16 protein-coding genes and 1 tRNA gene are annotated in these 15,401 nt (G+C 67.5%); 10 read left to right on the top strand and 7 right to left on the bottom strand.

What is annotated here, in order from left to right; genetic code table 11:
* Positions 1-104 precede the first annotated feature (104 nt).
* From EJO66_RS04610 to EJO66_RS04640, 7 genes are all read left to right on the top strand, one after another.
* Complete coding sequence (locus tag EJO66_RS04610; RefSeq protein WP_124956487.1) at positions 105-1,217, top strand: transporter; 1,113 nt, start codon at positions 105-107, stop codon at positions 1,215-1,217.
* A 97-nt stretch (positions 1,218-1,314) separates the two neighbouring features.
* A complete protein-coding gene (locus EJO66_RS04615) occupies positions 1,315-2,172 on the top strand; it encodes a 3',5'-nucleoside bisphosphate phosphatase (RefSeq protein WP_124956489.1) in 858 nt (285 codons plus the stop codon).
* A complete protein-coding gene (locus EJO66_RS04620; RefSeq protein WP_124956491.1) occupies positions 2,169-3,146 on the top strand; it encodes a DMT family transporter in 978 nt (325 codons plus the stop codon). Before EJO66_RS04615 ends, EJO66_RS04620 begins: the two co-directional genes overlap by 4 nt.
* Before the next feature lie 15 nt (positions 3,147-3,161).
* A complete protein-coding gene (locus EJO66_RS04625) occupies positions 3,162-3,797 on the top strand; it encodes an L-threonylcarbamoyladenylate synthase (protein ID WP_124956493.1) in 636 nt (211 codons plus the stop codon).
* A gap of 43 nt (positions 3,798-3,840) precedes the next feature.
* Positions 3,841-4,512: a site-2 protease family protein gene (locus EJO66_RS04630; protein WP_124956495.1), complete on the top strand. Its 672-nt coding sequence runs from the start codon at positions 3,841-3,843 to the stop codon at positions 4,510-4,512.
* Positions 4,513-4,528: 16 nt separating this feature from the next.
* The gene (locus EJO66_RS04635; protein WP_124956497.1) at positions 4,529-5,860 is read left to right on the top strand and encodes a tryptophan--tRNA ligase; all 1,332 of its coding nucleotides are present in this window, start codon (positions 4,529-4,531) and stop codon (positions 5,858-5,860) included.
* Positions 5,861-5,932: 72 nt separating this feature from the next.
* Positions 5,933-6,535, top strand: coding sequence for a response regulator transcription factor (locus EJO66_RS04640; RefSeq protein ID WP_021008700.1), 603 nt, complete (start codon positions 5,933-5,935; stop codon positions 6,533-6,535).
* A gap of 140 nt (positions 6,536-6,675) precedes the next feature.
* On the opposite strand, the gene shkS is transcribed toward EJO66_RS04640, so the two are convergent.
* The 3 genes from shkS to serS form a co-directional block, all read right to left on the bottom strand.
* Positions 6,676-8,091 carry a surface-behavior sensor histidine kinase ShkS gene (shkS, locus tag EJO66_RS04645; protein WP_124956499.1) on the bottom strand — a complete coding sequence of 472 codons (1,416 nt, stop codon included), beginning with the start codon at positions 8,089-8,091 and terminating at the stop codon, positions 6,676-6,678.
* A 231-nt stretch (positions 8,092-8,322) separates the two neighbouring features.
* Positions 8,323-8,412 (bottom strand) — tRNA-Ser (locus EJO66_RS04650).
* 59 nt (positions 8,413-8,471) lie between these two features.
* The gene (serS, locus tag EJO66_RS04655; RefSeq protein ID WP_124956501.1) at positions 8,472-9,803 is read right to left on the bottom strand and encodes a serine--tRNA ligase; all 1,332 of its coding nucleotides are present in this window, start codon (positions 9,801-9,803) and stop codon (positions 8,472-8,474) included.
* 61 nt (positions 9,804-9,864) lie between these two features.
* Between serS and EJO66_RS04660 the strand changes: the two genes are divergently transcribed.
* Complete coding sequence (locus EJO66_RS04660; RefSeq protein ID WP_124956503.1) at positions 9,865-10,266, top strand: VOC family protein; 402 nt, start codon at positions 9,865-9,867, stop codon at positions 10,264-10,266.
* A gap of 28 nt (positions 10,267-10,294) precedes the next feature.
* Here the strand turns inward: EJO66_RS04660 and EJO66_RS04665 are convergent, their stop codons facing one another.
* The 3 genes from EJO66_RS04665 to EJO66_RS04675 are packed head-to-tail and all read right to left on the bottom strand — an operon-like array spanning position 10,295 to position 12,700.
* Positions 10,295-11,257 carry a threonine/serine dehydratase gene (locus EJO66_RS04665; RefSeq protein WP_124956505.1) on the bottom strand — a complete coding sequence of 321 codons (963 nt, stop codon included), beginning with the start codon at positions 11,255-11,257 and terminating at the stop codon, positions 10,295-10,297.
* The gene (gene ispH / locus EJO66_RS04670; RefSeq protein WP_021008705.1) at positions 11,254-12,222 is read right to left on the bottom strand and encodes a 4-hydroxy-3-methylbut-2-enyl diphosphate reductase; all 969 of its coding nucleotides are present in this window, start codon (positions 12,220-12,222) and stop codon (positions 11,254-11,256) included. The genes EJO66_RS04665 and ispH overlap by 4 nt, the downstream gene beginning before the upstream one ends.
* 34 nt (positions 12,223-12,256) lie before the next feature.
* Positions 12,257-12,700: an FKBP-type peptidyl-prolyl cis-trans isomerase gene (locus tag EJO66_RS04675; protein ID WP_015866808.1), complete on the bottom strand. Its 444-nt coding sequence runs from the start codon at positions 12,698-12,700 to the stop codon at positions 12,257-12,259.
* Positions 12,701-12,809: 109 nt separating this feature from the next.
* Here EJO66_RS04675 and radC point away from each other — a divergent pair, with 109 nt between their 5' ends.
* Positions 12,810-13,487 (top strand): RadC family protein, encoded by a 678-nt coding sequence (gene radC / locus EJO66_RS04680; RefSeq protein ID WP_124956507.1) that lies wholly within the window; start codon positions 12,810-12,812, stop codon positions 13,485-13,487.
* Positions 13,487-14,143 (top strand): Smr/MutS family protein, encoded by a 657-nt coding sequence (locus EJO66_RS04685; protein WP_124956509.1) that lies wholly within the window; start codon positions 13,487-13,489, stop codon positions 14,141-14,143. The genes radC and EJO66_RS04685 overlap by 1 nt, the downstream gene beginning before the upstream one ends.
* A 13-nt stretch (positions 14,144-14,156) precedes the next feature.
* On the opposite strand, the gene EJO66_RS04690 is transcribed toward EJO66_RS04685, so the two are convergent.
* Positions 14,157-15,380, bottom strand: a complete 1,224-nt coding sequence (locus EJO66_RS04690; protein WP_124956511.1) for an NAD(P)/FAD-dependent oxidoreductase — start codon at positions 15,378-15,380, stop codon at positions 14,157-14,159.
* Positions 15,381-15,401: the final 21 nt, after the last annotated feature.

The following is a 15,401-nucleotide window of genomic DNA, read 5'->3' on the forward strand; positions in this document are numbered from 1 at the left end:
CACATGACGGTTGCGTGACGGTCCGCAGGCTGCCGACACGAAGTTGTCACATATGGCGAACACCATCCGGTGCACACCCTCCGTCTTTCCTGATCCAACGCACCTTGCCGGCACTCCATGACCTGGCCGCCAATTCATATGGCGGCGACGAAGCCGGACTGATCTGCGGCTATCTCTTCGACGCCACGGCGCCGGAGCCCGTGCGGGCGATCGACTCGGCGCAGGCTGCGGCCTGGCTGGACATCAGCTCGGTAGAAGATGGCCCGAGCGCAGCGCCGGGCCGCCCCAAGCAAGCGAGCACCCCCTCGGGGGGCAGCGAGGACACGAAGTGCCGAGCGTGGGGGTCTGCATTCGTTTGGTTGCACTTCAACCTGAGCCACGCCCAGGCCGAGCGCTGGCTGCTGCGCCATGCGCGCCTGTCCGACACCTTCTACGAAACGCTGCACGAGGGCCTGCCCTCCACGCGCATCGAGCGCGCCGACGATTCGCTGATCGCCGTCATCAACGACGTGCACTTCGAGTTCAGCTTCGAGCCCTCGGACATCTCCACCCTCTGGATCAGCGTGGGACCGCGGCTGGTGGTCACGGCGCGCACCAAGCCGCTGCGCTCGGTCGACGCGCTGCGAACGGCGGTCAAGGCCGGCGACGCGCCGCGCTCGAGCACCGAGCTGCTCGAGCACCTGCTGCGCGCGCAGGCCGACGTGCTGGTGAAGATCGTGCGCGGCGTCACTTCGCGCATCGACCGCATCGAGGACGAACTGCTGGCCGGCCGGCTCGACCACAAGCGCGCCCGGCTCGGCGTGCTGCGCCGGCTGCTGGTGCGGCTGCAACGCCTTTTGGCCCCCGAGCCCGCCGCCCTCTTCCGCCTGCTGCAGGGGCCGCCGGCCTGGATGGCAGAGCCCGATGCGCAGGAGCTGCGCGGTTCGACCGAGGAGTTTTCGATGGTGCTGCGCGACATGCAGGCGCTGCAGGAGCGCATCAAGCTGCTGCAGGAGGAAATTGCCGCCAACGTGAACGAGGACAACAACCGCAGCCTGTTCGTGCTGACGGTGGTGACCGTGCTTGCGCTGCCGATCAACATCCTGGCGGGCCTGTTCGGCATGAACGTGGGCGGCATTCCGCTGGCCGAGCACAGGCACGGGTTCTGGATCGTGGTGGCGATCGTCGCGAGCTTCACCGCGGTGGCCGCATGGGCGGCTTTTCGCAAGAAGCGCTGAGCCGCGTCGGCCGCCGCAGTAATGCTATTTATTTAATAGCAATCACAATAGCATCCATGCGCCCGCATCGATGTTCCAGACCCAATAGAATGCAAATGTGTCCTCCATTCTCAATGCCGATCTGCACTGCCATTCCGTGGTCTCCGACGGCACATTGACGCCCGAAGAACTGGCCGCGCGCGCCGCCGCCAACGGGGTCGAACTCTGGGCGCTCACCGACCACGACGAGGTCGGCGGCCAGCACCGCGCGGCCGCCGCGGCGCGCGCCAACGGCATCCGCTATCTCACGGGCACCGAAATCTCGGTGACCTTCGCCAACGAAACCGTGCACATCGTCGGGCTGGGCTTCGACCCCGATGATGCCGCGATGACGCAGGGCCTCTACGACACGCGCGGCGGCCGCGGCAAGCGCGCGCAGGAAATGTCCGAGGGGCTGGCCAGGGTGGGCATCCACGGCGCCTACGACGGCGCGCTCAAGTTCGTCGGCAACCCCGAGCTCATCTCGCGCACCCACTTCGCGCGCTTCCTGGTCGAGCAGGGGCACTGCCGCGACACCTCCGAGGTGTTCCGCAAGTACCTGACCGAAGGCAAGCCCGGCTACGTGCCGCACCGCTGGGCCTCGCTGAAGGACGCGGTGCAATGGATCACGGCCGCCAAGGGCATGGCCGTCATCGCGCATCCGGGGCGCTACAAGTTCACCGCCAACGAGGAATACGCGCTGTTCCTCGAATTCAAGGCGCATGGCGGGCAGGCGATCGAGGTCGTCACCGGCAGCCATACGACAGCCGAATACGTCGAGTACGCCGACAAGGCGCTCGAATTCGATTTCGCCGCCTCGCGCGGCAGCGATTTCCACAGCCCCGACGAAAGCCATTGCGATCTCGGCAAGCTGCCACCGTTGCCCGGTGCGCTCACGCCGGTGTGGGAACTGCTCAGCCACCGCATCCAGCAGTGAGCCAGAGCCCCGGGCCCGGCAGCGACGGCGCGGCAACGGCGGCACTGGCGAATGCCCGCGCCGCGGCGCGCCAGACGCGCGACCTCGAATCCGAACGCATCCTCGCGGGCATCGGCATGGTGCTGGTGGCGGTGGCCTGCTTTGCCACGCTCGACACCGCCACCAAGACATCCACCGCCGCGGTGCCCATTCTGATGGGCGTGTGGTTCCGCTATGCCTTCCAGGCCGTGGCCACCACCGCGGTGCTGCTGCCGCGGCACGGCACGGCCCTGCTGCGCACGCAGCATCCGCGCTATCAGCTGCTGCGCGGCGCACTGCTGCTGGTGTCGAGCACGCTGGCCTTCCTGAGCCTGCGCTACATGCCGCTGGCCGAGTTCACGTCCATCGTGCTCATTGCACCCCTCGTCATCACCCTGCTTGCGGCCACCACGCTCAAGGAGCAGGTCTCCGCGCTGCGCTGGGTGCTGGTGGCCGGCGGCTTCGCCGGCACGCTGGTCATCCTGCGCCCGGGCGGCGATGCATTCAGCTGGGCCGTGCTGCTGCCGATCGGGCTGGTGCTGACCAACGCCTGGTTCCAGGTGCTCACGAGCAAGCTGGCGCAGACCGAGAATCCGCTCACGATGCATTTCTATACCGGCTGGGTGGGCACGCTGATCGCCTCGCTGGCGCTGCCCTTCGTGTGGACGGCCCTGCCCTCGTGGCACTGGTGGGCCTTGCTGTGCCTCATGGGATTCATGGGCACGGTGGGACACTTCATCCTCATCCTGGCCTACCAGCGCGCGCCCGCATCCACGCTCACGCCGTACCTCTATGCACAGATCGCCTTTGCCATGCTCGGCGGCTGGCTGGTCTTTTTCCACGTGCCCGACCGCTTCTCGCTCGTCGGCATGTCGATGATCGCCGTGTGCGGCGCGGCCGGCGCCTGGCTCACGGTGCGCGAGCGCCGCGTGCCGATCGAGCCGGCCGAATCCTGATCAGGAGTCTTTTTCATGGCCCAGTATTTCGAAGTCCACCCCGAGAACCCGCAGCAGCGGCTGCTGAAGCAGGCTGCCGCGCTGCTGCAGCGCGGAGAGATCGTGGCCGTGCCCACCGATTCGAGCTACGCGCTGGCCTGCCACCTCGACGACAAGGATGCGGTCGACCAGCTGCGCCGCATCCGCCAGGTCGACGAGAAGCACCACCTCACGCTCATCTGCCGCGACCTGAGCGAGCTGGCCAACTACGCGCGCGTCGACAACAAGCAGTACCGGCTGCTGAAGGCCGCCACGCCCGGGCCTTACACCTTCCTGCTCGAGGCCACCAAGGAAGTGCCGCGGCGCGTGAGCCATCCGCAGCGCAAGACCATCGGCCTGCGCGTGCCCGACCACAGGGTGCTGCTCGAACTGCTGATGCTGCACGGCGCACCGCTCCTGGCCACCACCTTGATCGCGCCCGGCGAGACCGAGGCGCTGAACGACGCGCAGACCATCCGCGAGCGTTTCGAAAAGCAGATCGGCGCCGTCATCGACGCCGGCGCCTGCCCTTCGCAACCCACCACCGTGGTGGACCTCACGCCCATGGGCACGGGCGACGATCCGGTGGTGGTGCGGCAGGGCCGCGGCGCGCTGGCGGTGCTTGGCCTCTGACAAGCGGCACCGCAGCGTTCACTCCGTCTGACACAATCGCCCAGTGGATATTTCCAACCTGATACAGACCGTACTTATTTACGCTTTGCCCGTGGTCTTCGCGATCACGGTGCACGAGGCGGCGCACGGCTATGTGGCGCGCCACCTCGGCGACAACACCGCCGAGGTGATGGGCCGCGTCACGCTCAACCCGATGAAGCACATCGACCCCATCGGGACCATCCTGATGCCGCTGATGCTGTACTTCGCAACCTCCGGGGCCTTCCTGTTCGGCTATGCCAAGCCGGTGCCGGTGAACTTCGGGCGGCTGCGCCATCCGAAGCGCGACATGATCTGGGTCGCTCTGGCAGGGCCAGCGTCCAACTTCGTGCAGGCCATCCTCTGGGCGCTGGTGTTCGTGGGGCTTGTTGCGGCCGGCATCGATGAAACCTTTTTCATCAAGATGGCACAGGGCGGCGTGCTGGTCAATCTCGTGATGTGGGCCTTCAACCTCTTTCCGCTGCCTCCGCTCGACGGCGGCCGCGTGCTCGCAGGCCTGCTTCCCAACGGGCCGGCGCAGAATTTCCTGGCGCGCATCGAGCCCTTCGGTTTCTTCATCGTGATGGGCCTGGTGCTCGCGGGCATCGTCAGCACCTTCTGGCTGCGTCCGCTGATGGACGTCGGCTATGCGGCCATCAACCTGTTCATCTCCCCTTTCACGGCATTGCTGCGTTAAGTTGTCCTCTCCTGCCATGGCTTCGTCTTCTTCTGCTCCCCTGCGCGTCCTGACCGGCATCACGCCGTCGGGTACGCCGCACCTCGGCAACTATGTCGGCTCGATCCGCCATTCGGTGCGGCAGAGCGTCGCGCCGGGCGTCGAGAGCTTCTTCTTCCTGGCCGACTACCACGCGCTGATCAAGGTGCAGGAGCCGGCACTGATCCAGCGCTCCACGCTCGAGATCGCCGCCAGCTGGCTGGCCTGCGGACTCGACCCCGAACGCGTCACCTTCTACCGCCAGTCGGACATCGTCGAGATCACCGAGCTGACCTGGTTCCTCACCTGCGTGACCGGCAAGGGCGTGCTCAACCGCGCCCACGCCTACAAGGCGCAGCTCGACAAGAACATCGCCAAGGGCGAAGACCCCGACGCCGACGTGACGGCGGGCCTGTTCATGTACCCGGTGCTGATGGGCGCCGACATCCTGATGTTCAACGCGCACAAGGTGCCCGTGGGGCGCGACCAGGTGCAGCACATCGAGATGGCGCGCGACATGGCGCAGCGCTTCAATCACCAGTACGGCGAGCACTTCACGCTGCCCGAAGCCGAGATCGACGACGCCGTCGCCACCCTGCCCGGCCTCGACGGCCGCAAGATGAGCAAGAGCTACGGCAACACGATCGCCATGTTCGCGCCCCGCGCGCAGCTGCAAAAGCAGATTGCCAGCATCGTGACCGACTCGCGTGCGCCCGGCGAGCCCAAGGACACCGAAGGCTCCGCGCTGTTCCAGATCTACCAGGCCTTTGCCACCGCCGAAGAAACCGAGGCGCTGCGCAAGGCGTACGCCGACGGCATCGGCTGGGGCGACGCCAAGCAGATGCTGTTCGAGCGCATCGACCTCGAAGTGGCGCCGCTGCGCGAGCGCTACGAGGCACTGATGAACGACCCCGCACAGATCGAGCGCATCCTGCTCATCGGCGCCGAAAAGGCGCGCAAGCTCTCGCGCCCCTTCATGGCCGAGCTGCGCCACGCGGTGGGGCTGCGCAACCTTGCGGCAGGCCGCGACGAGGGCGGTGCCCGCAAGGCAGCCAAGGTTGCCAAGCCAAGCTTCAAGCAGTACCGGGAGCGCGACGGCCTGTTCTATTTCAAGCTGCTCGATGCCCACGGCACTGCCCTGCTGCAGAGCCGCGGATTCGCCTCGCCGCAGGAAGCCGGCCGCGCCATCGCCGCCCTGCAGCAGCAGCGCGGCGCGGCACTGGCCACGCTCGCCGAGCAGCTCGAGCCGGTAGGCCCGGAAGAATTGCGCGCCGCGAAAGAGGCGCTGGAAGCACTGGCGGAGACAACGACCTCTACCAACGGAAGTTGATCCGGCAATATCCATCGGCCTGCCCGCCGAGGACTGACGAGAGAAGACCGTGCGATCACTAAGGAAGAAAACATGAGCATTTATGTCATCGACGACCACCCCCTGATGCGCGACGCGATCGTGATGGTGCTGCGGCGTCTGCGGCCGGCCGAAAACATCGTCGAGCTCGAGCGTCTCGACAAGCTCGCGAGTTCGGTCCAGCAGCGCGGCGAGCCAACGCTCTTCTGCCTTGACCTGAAGCTGCCCGACACCAATGGCGTCTCGGGCGTGGTCGCTGTCAAGCAGGTCTATCCCAACGTGCCGATCGCCGTCTATTCGGCGGCACCGGCCGGGGACATGGAGGACGCCTGCATCGAGGCCGGCGCCGACACCTACATCGAGAAGTCGGCCAGCTCGGCCGAACTGGCCGCTGCGCTGCGCGGCCTGCTGATGGCGGGCTCGGAAGAGGCGGACGAGCCGGCGCTGGCCAGCAACAGCAAGCTGTCGAAGCGCCAGACGCAGCTGATCGCCATGCTCGACAAGGGCATGAGCAACCGCGACATCGCCACCGACCTCGAGATCAGCGAGCACACCGTGAAGGTGCACCTGTGGCGCCTGTTCCGCCGCCTGGGCGTGAAGAGCCGCACGCAGGCGCTGCACTACGCTCGGACCAACGGGTTGCTTTCCGGAAACTGAGCCCCCCCGAAACGGCTCACTTCGTGTCGTTTCGCCAACCCCCTCGCCGGGGCAACACCAGCGGCCCGGCAAAGCCGGTTCCGCGGTGTTCCTGGAAGGTTTGAACCGCGCCTTGTGCGCGGTTTTTTATTGGCCGGAGCTCAACCGCCGGAGGCGCTGACGCGGGCTTGGGCCACGGCTTCGTCGGCGTCGTGCAGGGCGACGCGGAACACGCTGCCGCTGCCCAGGCGGGAGCGCACGCTGACGGGGTGGCCCAGCACGTGCGAGAGGCGCGCGACGATGGCCAGGCCCAGGCCGAAGCCGTCGGAGGTGCCGGCATGGTCGGCCACCTTGTAGAACTCCAGGAACACGTCGCGCAGGTGCTCGGGCGCAATGCCGATGCCGGTGTCCCACACCTCCACGCGCAGGCCGTCGCGCGTTTGCCGCGAGGCCAGCAGCACGCCGCCGTCGGTGGTGTACTTGATCGCGTTGGCCAGCAGGTTGCCGAGCATGCGGCGCACCCGGATCGGATCGGTCAGGAAGCTGCCTTCGGTCACGTGCACGCGAAAATCGAGCCCCCGGCTTTCGGCCACGGGGCGGTATTGCAGCTCGAGGTCGTGCAGCAGCTCGGCCACGTCCACGCGCTCGATGTGCAGGCGCACCTGGCCTGAATCGATGCGCGCCAGGTCGAACATCGAATCGAACAGCGCATTCACCGCATGCGTGGCGCGAACGATCTTGGGCGCGAGTTCCAGCACCAGTTCGGGCTCGTTGCGCAGCCAGTCGGCGTAGAGCGACAGGGCCAGCACCGGCTGGCGCATATCGTGCGCGGCGCTCGCGAGAAAGCGGTTCTTCATGGCCACGGCCGCCACCGCGGCCTGCCGCTGCTGCGTGAGCGACTTGATCAGGATGTGGTTGTGGAACAGCAGCTCCAGGCTGTTGCGCGCCGTCTCGTGGATGTGGCGCCCCGCGCGCAGCAGCAGGAACCAGTGCAGGATCGGCAGGATGGGCATCAGGAAGCCGTACTGGAAATGCGGCTCCACGAGGTTGATGCTCACGAGCCGGATCAGAACCGCCCCCAGCATCGTGATGAACAGCGTGTTGACGTAGCGCTTGAGCAGCGGCGGATGCAGCGCCAGCCCGTTGAGCGGAAAGGTGCCGACGCCGGCCACGATGAGCCAGCTCATGAACTGGTTGACCTGCGGCGTGCGCTCGAAGAACAGCAGGATCGACAAGCCCCACACGATCGCGCTGGTGCTCCAGATGAAGCCATAGCGTTCGGTGAACTGCAGCTGCGCCGCCGCACTCCTGCCCGCGTAGCGCACCGCATAGACCCTGGCACCCCAGGCCCGGCAGGCCGTGGCAATAAGGCCCGCGGCGAGCCACGTGAGCAGCTCCCAGTGGGGCACGTAGCTCCAGTTCAGGCCGACCATCGCTGGCATGAGCGCCGCCGAGACGATATAAGACCCGCGCGCGGATCGCATCAGGCTGCGGATCAGCTCGCCGCGAACCCAGGATTCGGCTTCGTCGGCCGAAGCCGGGACCGGTGTCACGCTCGCGATCGACGGATTGGCCATGTGGCGCGGAGCCTCTTGTTCATTCGACTACAAGGAAAAATCCCGGCATGCGGGGGCATGGGGAGGTGGCGATCTTAACGGGCCGATACAGTTGCTTCGAAGCTTGGCTGGACGCCGCGAACAGCGGTCGCGAAAAACGCGAAAAGCATGAAAACGAAAGGCTCCGGTTTCGCCAGCGCGGATGGCCGGCCGTCGAACGGGCAAAAAAATAGCCCCTTGCGGGGCCATTCCTGGAGGAGAGGGAGGGATTCGAACCCTCGGTACTATCGCTAGTACGCCTGATTTCGAGTCAGGTACATTCGACCACTCTGCCACCTCTCCGGTGCTGTCGAGCCTGCGATTATAGCAGACCCAAACCGGGCTTTTGAAGCCCCGCCCGTTCAACCGCGCAACAGTTCCAGTCCGCCGAGGTAGGGCCGCAGCGCAGCGGGCACGTTGATCGAGCCGTCCTCGTTCTGGTGGTTTTCGAGCACCGCAACCAATGTGCGGCCGACCGCCAGGCCCGAGCCGTTGAGCGTATGGACGAGCTCGTTCTTGCCTTGTGCGTTCTTGAAGCGGGCCTGCAGGCGGCGCGCCTGGAAGGCTTCGCAGTTCGATACCGAACTGATCTCGCGGTAGGTGTTCTGCGCCGGCAGCCACACCTCGAGGTCGTAGGTCTTGGTGGCGCCAAAGCCCATGTCACCGGTGCACAGCAGCACCACCCGGTATGGCAGTTCGAGCGCCTGCAGCACGGCCTCGGCGTGGCCGGTCATCTGCTCGAGCGCGTCGTAGCTCTTTTCGGGATGGACGATCTGCACCATCTCGACCTTGTCGAACTGGTGCTGGCGGATCATGCCGCGCGTGTCGCGCCCCGCGCTGCCGGCTTCGGAGCGGAAGCACGGCGTGTGGGCCGTGAGCTTGATCGGCAATTGCGCCTCGGCCACCACCTCGTCGCGCACGAAGTTGGTGAGCGGCACTTCGCTGGTGGGGATGAGATAGAGCGCCGAATGGTCGGGCGCGGGCTCGCCGTCCTGCCCGCCCTTCTTGGCGGCGAACAGGTCGCCTTCGAACTTGGGCAGCTGGCCGGTGCCGCTGAGCGTGGCGGCGTTGACGATGTAGGGCACGTAGCACTCGGCATAGCCGTGCTTCTCGGTCTGGATGTCGAGCATGAACTGCGCGAGCGCGCGGTGCAGCCGGGCAATCGGCCCCTTCATGACGGTGAAGCGCGAACCCGCGAGCTTGGCGCCCATCTCGAAGTCGAGCCCCAGGGGCGCGCCCAGGTCGACGTGGTCCTTTGCCGCAAAGGGCAGTGGCGCAGCATTGGCGCCGGCACCGCCCTGCGGGCTCCAGCGACGCATCTCGACATTGCCGGTTTCATCCTCGCCGACCGGTACGCTGGCGTGCGGCAGGTTGGGCACGGCCAGCAGCAGCGCCTGCAGTTCGGGCTGGATCTCCTCGAGGCGGCTGGACTGCGATTCCTGCTCGGCCTTGAGCGCGTTGACCTCGGCCATCAGCGCATCGACCGACTCGCCCTTGGCCTTGAGCGGGCCGATCTGCTTGTTCAGCGTGTTGCGCCGGGCCTGGATTTCCTCGGTGCGGGTTTGCAGCGTCTTGCGCTCGGCCTCGAGCGCGGTGAACGCCGACACGTCGAGGTAGGGCTGGTTCTTCTTGCGTTTTTCGAGGCCGGCCACAGCGGAGGCCAAGTCTTTGCGGAGCAGAGTGATGTCAAGCATGGGGGGATTTTAGGTGGGCGTAGCATCGCGCTCCCGCAACCTCAACCAAAGGGAAAGAGCGATGCAAGCCTATCTGACATTCAACGGCAACGCGGCCGAGGCGCTGGCCTTCTACGCCAAGGCGCTGGGCGGCAAGGTCATCTTCAGCATGAGCTTCGGCGAAAGCCCCATGGGGGCCGAAACGCCCGCCGCGTACAAGGACAAGATCATGCACGCCACGCTGGAGGCCCGCGGCCACCAGCTGATGGCCTCCGACATGCCGCCTGGCATGCCCTTCGAGGGGCACAAGGGCTTTTCGCTGTCGGTGCAGGGCAACAGCGTGGACGAGGGAAAGAAGCTCTTCGACGCGCTGGCCGCGGGCGGCGAGGTCACGATGCCGTACGGGCCACAGTTCTGGGCCGCCGGTTTCGGCATGCTGAAGGACAAGTTCGGCGTGCCGTGGATGGTCAATTGCGAGAAATAAGCCCCCCGCGGCGGCCTCGCCGTCCGCTTCAGGCGACCGTTGCCGGGTCGACGTTGGCCCCGCAGACGATCAGGCAGACCTTCTCGCCTTCGCGCGGCACGTAGGCGCCGGTCTGCAGTGCCGCCAGCGGCAGCGCAGCGGCCGGCTCCACGGCGAGCTTCATTTCCTTCCACAGCCACTGCTGCGCGGCCCGGATGGATTCGTCGGACACGAGCAGCGCATCCTGCACGTAGTGCTGGGTGATGTCCCAGGAAATGGCGCCGATGCGGCGCGCGCCGAGCGAATCGGCTGCAACGCCGCCCACCTCGACATCGACCGGCTCGCCGGCCTGGCGGGCGCGGTACAGCGTGGGCGCCTTTTCGGGCTCGAGCGCCACCACGCGGGCGCGCTTTTCGAACCAGCCGGCGAGGCCGCCGATCAGTCCGCCGCCGCCCACGCTCACGAGCACGGAATCGGGCAGGCCGCCCTGCGCCTCGATCTCCTGGCCGAGCGTGCCCGCACCGGCCACGACTTCGGGCTGGTCGTAGGCATGGGTGAGCAAGGCGCCGGTTTCCTTCTGGCGCGCGAGGCAGGCCGCCAGGGCATCGGGATAGAGCTCGCCGACCACCACCACTTCGGCGCCGAGCGCCCTCAGGCGGGCGCGCTTGGCTTCGGGCGAGACGCCGGGCAGGAACACCTGGCAGCGCACGCCCAGCGCCTTGGCCGCCGCCGCGGTGGCAATGCCCGCGTTGCCGCCCGAGGCCACGATCACGCCGCTTTCGGGAATGTCGTTGGCCAGCAGGCGGTTAATCATGCCGCGCGCCTTGAAGCTGCCGCTCACCTGCATGTGCTCGAGCTTGAGCCACACCTCGACGCCCGGTGCCGCCAGGCCGAAGGCCGCGGATGGCAGCTTCCAGAGCGGGGTCTGGCGCAGGAAGCCGCCGGCGCGTTCGCGCAGCCTGCGGGAGGCGCTCTCCGTTTCAGAGCGCCAGTGAGTGTTTTCGTTGTTCAAGAGATGTGTCCAGGAGGGGGAATGTCGTCGAGCTTGAGGCCCTTGGGGAGCGGAAACTTGATGGTTTCCTCGATGCCGTCCATCTTGCGGACCGACACCGCACCGAGCGCCCTCACGCGCTCGATCACTTCGCGCACCAGCACCTCGGGGGCGGAGGCGCCGGCCGTGAGGCCGATGCGGCCCTTGCCCTCGAACCACTCGGGCTTGAGTTCGTCGGCCGAATCGACCATGTAGCTTTCGGTGCCCAGGCGCTGCGCCAGTTCGCGCAGCCGGTTGCTGTTGGAGCTGGTGGGACTGCCGACCACGATCACCAGGTCGACCTGCGGGCTCAGGATCTTGACCGCGTCCTGGCGGTTCTGCGTGGCATAGCAGATGTCCTGCTGCTTGGGCTCGCGCACCTTCGGAAAGCGCGCACGCACGGCCGCCGCGATCTCGGCCGCGTCGTCCACGCTGAGCGTGGTCTGCGTGACCACGGCGAGCTTCTCGGTCTGCGCGGGCGACACCTTCGCCACGTCTTCCACGTCTTCCACCAGGTGAATGCCGCTCGAGAGCTGGCCCATGGTGCCTTCGACCTCGGGGTGCCCCTTGTGTCCGATCATGATGAACTCGTAGCCCTCCTTGGCGAGCTTGGCGACCTCGACATGCACCTTGGTCACCAGCGGGCAGGTGGCATCGAAGACGTCGAAGCCGCGGTCGCGCGCCTCCTGCTGCACCGCCTTGCTCACGCCATGCGCGCTGAACACCAGCGTGGCGCCGGGCGGCACGTCGGCCAGGTCCTCGATGAAGATCGCGCCCTTGGCCTTGAGCTCGTTCACCACGTAGGTGTTGTGCACGATCTCGTGGCGCACGTAGATCGGCGCGCCGAACTTGGCAATGGCGCGCTCGACGATCTCGATGGCGCGGTCCACGCCGGCGCAGAAGCCGCGCGGCTCGGCAAGGATGACTTCCTCGATGTTCGGATTCATGCCAGGCGTCCTGCGGTTTTTGCAGCCGGGCCGCTCATAGAACGCCGATCAGCCGGACCTCGAAGGTCACGGGCTGCCCGGCCAGCGGATGGTTGAAGTCGAAGCGCACCGCGGTCTCGTTCGATTCGACGACCGCACCCGCGTAGCTGCCCGCGCCGTCGGGCGTGGGGAACTGCACCACGTCGCCGACCGCGTATTGCTCGTCGGGATCGCCCATCTGCGCGAGCAGCTTCCGGGCCACCCATTGCTGCATCTCGGGATTGCGCTCGCCGAAGGCCTCTCCCGCGGGCAGCTCGAAGGTCGCATGGGTGCCCTCTTCCAGACCCATGAGCCGCTGCTCCATGGCGGGCGAGAGCTCGCCGGTGCCCAGCGACAGGGTCGCGGGCTTGTCGGCGAAAGTGTTGATGATGTCGCCCGCCGGACCGGCCAGCCGGTAATGCAGGGTCAGGAACGAGCCGGAAGTCACAACGTGGGACATGGGTGCAGCGGAGGTAGGCAAAGACAAGGTGGGTGTCCCGATAAACTGGACTGCATTTTAAGGAGCCGGGGCTTCCGCCCGCTCTTTCAAGGTTTCACCCAGGTTTTCGATGGCATTCAAGGATCTCCCCGCCCACGCCCGCCCGCGCGAAAAGCTCATCGCGCGAGGCGCCGCCGCGCTGGCCGACGCCGAGCTGCTGGCGCTGCTGCTGCGCACGGGCGTGGCGGGAAAAAACGTGCTCCAGCTCGCGCAGGAACTGCTCGACCACTTCGGCGGCCTCTCGGGCCTGCTGCAGGCCGGCGCCGAGGACCTGAAGGTGATCAAGGGCATGGGTGGCGACGCCAAGCGCGCCGAGCTCATCGCCGTGCTCGAACTGGCGCGCCGCGCCATGGCCGAGCGCCTGAAGGAGCGCACGGTGTTCGACTCGCCCGGCACGGTCAAGCAGTACCTGCAGCTGCACATCGGATCGCGCCCCTACGAGGTGTTCGCGGTGCTGTTTCTCGATGCGCAGCACCGGCTGATCGTGCTCGAGGAGCTGTTTCGCGGAACGCTCACCCAGACCAGCGTCTACCCGCGCGAAGTGGTCACGCGTGCGCTGCACCACCAGGCCGCGGCCGTGGTGCTGTCGCACAACCATCCGAGCGGCAGCATCGAGCCCTCGCGGGCCGACGAGTCGCTCACCCAGACGCTCAGGGCCGCGCTTTCGCTGATCGACGTGCGCGTGCTCGACCATGTGATCGTCAGCGCCGGCCAGAGCTATTCGATGGCCGAGAAAGGGCTGCTCTGATGGCCTCCCGTACGCCGCCCATCAAGAACCTGGCCGATCTGAAGCAGGTGCAGCGCACGCTGGCCGAGACCCGCGAGCGCGAAGCGGCGGCAGCCGCCGCCAAGGCGGTGGCGGAACGCAAACGCGCCGCCGAAAAAGACCTGTTCACACGCGCCATCGGTGCGACCGAGCCGCTGCGCCGCAAGGCCGTGGTGCCGCTCGCGCCCGAGCCGCCGGCGCCCATTCCGGTGCAGCACCAGCTCGACGAACAGCGCGTACTGCGCGAGTCGCTGTCCGACGAGTTCGACGTGACCACCCTGCTCGACGTCGACGACGCCATGAGCTTTCGCCGCCCCGGCATCGGCACCGACGTGACCGCGCGGCTGCGCAAGGGCGACTGGAGCATCCAGGCCCAGGTCGACCTGCACGGCCTGCGCAGCGACGAGGCGCGCGAGGCGCTCGGCGGCTTCATCCGCAACGCCTACAAGCAGGGGCTGCGCTGCGTGCGCGTGGTGCACGGCAAGGGCCTGGGCTCGCCCGGCAAGCAGCCGGTGCTCAAGACCAAGACGCAGCGCTGGCTGATCCAGAAGAACGAGGTGATCGCCTTCGTGCAGGCCAAGCCGGCCGAGGGCGGGGCCGGTGCACTGGTCGTGCTGCTGGCGCCGGCTCGGCGCTGACTGCGGCAGGGCGCTAGGACAGGTGGTTCTTCAGCGGGATCGACACATCCGCCACCGCCGCCGCATCGGGGCTGCGCCCCGCTTCGAGCAGCTTGCGGCTCATCATGTGATCGACCGGCGCATTGACCGATTCGACGCACGCCAGCTGCCCGTCGACATAGTGGAACAGCGAGAACGCATCGGGCTTGGGGCCGGCGCGGCGCACGCTGGACAGGCCCGGCGTGCCTTCGGCCGGCATCAGGCCCGCCATCTGCAGGCGCATGCTGCCCTGGTCGGACCAGAACCATGGCACCGCGTCGTGCGGGCGCGGCGCGCCGGTCAGCGTGGCCACGGCCGTGCGCGCCTGGTCATTCGCGTTCTGCACCGATTCGAGCCGCAGCGCACGGCCCGCACGGCGATCGGGAAAGCGCGTGCAGTCGCCCACGGCGAGCACGTCGGCCGCGCTGGTCTGCATGTGGCCATCGACCACGATGCCGTCGGCGCACTCGATGCCCGCGGCCTGCGCCAGCGCGGTCTCGGGCACGGCGCCGATGCCGAGCAGCAGCAGGTCCACCGGCTGCTTCACGCCGTTGACCTGGATCGACAGCAGCCGCTCGCCCTCGACCTCGAATGCGCCGGTGCGCGCGCCGAGCACGATGTCGATGCCCGCCGCGCGATGCGTTGCGAGCACGTGCGCCGACAGCTCGGGCGACACGGCGCGGCCCAGCAGCCGCGGCGCGCTCTCGATCACCTGCACGCTCTTGCCGAGCGCCTTGGCGGTAGCCGCCACTTCGAGCCCGATGAAGCCGCCGCCCAGCACCGTGACCAGCTGCGCGGCAGCCAGCCGCGAACGCAGGCGATGCGCCTCATCGGCCGCGCGCAGGCTCGCGACGTTCTCGAGCCCCGGCTGCAGGTCGGGCATCTGGCGCGCGCGCGTGCCGGTGGCCAGCACCAGCCGCTCCCACGGCAGGATCGCGCCCGAGCGCAGGGTGACCGTGTGCGCCTCCCGGTCGATGGCCACGGCCGCATCGCCCAGATGCAGCGTGATGCCCGCTTCGCGGTACCAGTCGGCGGCCTTGTGCGGCTGCGTGGTTTCCTCGGCGCTCTTGAGAAAGGCCTTCGACAGCGGCGGCCGGTGGTACGGCTCGCAAGCCTCCTCGCAGACCAGGTGCACGCGCGCGCCCTGCCCGGCTTCAGCCAGCCCCGCGCAAAGCTGGGCCGCGGCGTGGCCGCCGCCGATGATGACGATGGAATTCATTGAAGAGAGTCTCTTTCGGAA

It is taken from the genome of Variovorax beijingensis, assembly GCF_003951285.1.
Lineage (GTDB): Bacteria > Pseudomonadota > Gammaproteobacteria > Burkholderiales > Burkholderiaceae_C > Variovorax > Variovorax beijingensis.